The organism is Catellatospora sp. KI3 (assembly GCF_029948125.1).
Lineage (GTDB): Bacteria > Actinomycetota > Actinomycetes > Mycobacteriales > Micromonosporaceae > Catellatospora.
On sequence record NZ_JASAMB010000069.1, the window covers coordinates 1 to 848 of the forward strand.

At 65.3% G+C, this 848-nt stretch carries 1 protein-coding gene; it reads right to left on the reverse strand.

From position 1 onward, the window contains the following. Positions 1 to 696 (reverse strand): sugar ABC transporter permease (locus QEZ54_RS36220; protein WP_281309310.1); only part of this gene is annotated, 696 nt, incomplete at its 3' end. Between the last annotated feature and the right edge of the window lie 152 nt (positions 697 to 848).

Consider the following 848-nt stretch of genomic DNA (forward strand, 5'->3'; position numbering starts at 1 on the left):
CGCGAGGACCTGCATGCCGCCGATGGTGGAGATGATGACCGTGAAGATGATCGTCGGCCGGATCGCCGGGACCGTGATGCGGGTGAGCTGCTGGAAGCTGGAGGCGCCGTCGAGCGACGCGGCGTCGTAGAGGTCCTTCGACACCGCCTGCATCGCGGCGAGGTAGATCAGGGCGTTGTAGCCCGTCCAGCGCCAGATGATCATCACAGAGATGGCGATCTGGGAGCTTGCGGTGCCCGCCTGCCAGTCGATGCGGCCGAGGCCGAAGGTCTCCAGCAGCCAGTTGATCAGGCCGTAGTCCTTGCCGAAGATCTGCCCGAAGATGATCGCCACGGCCGCCACCGAGGTGATGTTGGGCAGCAGCGCGGTCATCCGCCAGAAGGTGGGGGCGCGCAGACGCTGGTTCAGGACGTGCGCCAGCACGAGTGCCATGAGCAGCTGGGGAACGGTGGACATCACCCAGATCTGGGCGGTGTTCTTCAGCGCGTTCCAGAAGTACTCGTCGGCGAAGAGGTCCTTGTAGTTCTGGATACCGACCCAGGTGTGGGTATCCGACAGCAGGCTCCAGTCGTGCAGCGACACCCACGCGGTGTACGCCAGGGGGAACACCCCGAACGCGGCGAAGAGCAGGAAGAACGGCACGACGTACAGGTACGGCGAGGCCTTGAGGTCCAGGCGGTACAGAGCGTTTTTCATGGTCGGCTTTCCATCGAGTCGGCTTCTCGGGCGAGCGTCCAACGGAGGCCGGTCCCCCGCCGGCCGCCCGAGAGGAGAGCGGCCGGCGGAGAACCGGCGGGGTCGTGCGTCAGGAGTTACAGGAGAGCCTTGACGTCCTTGAGGGACTGGGT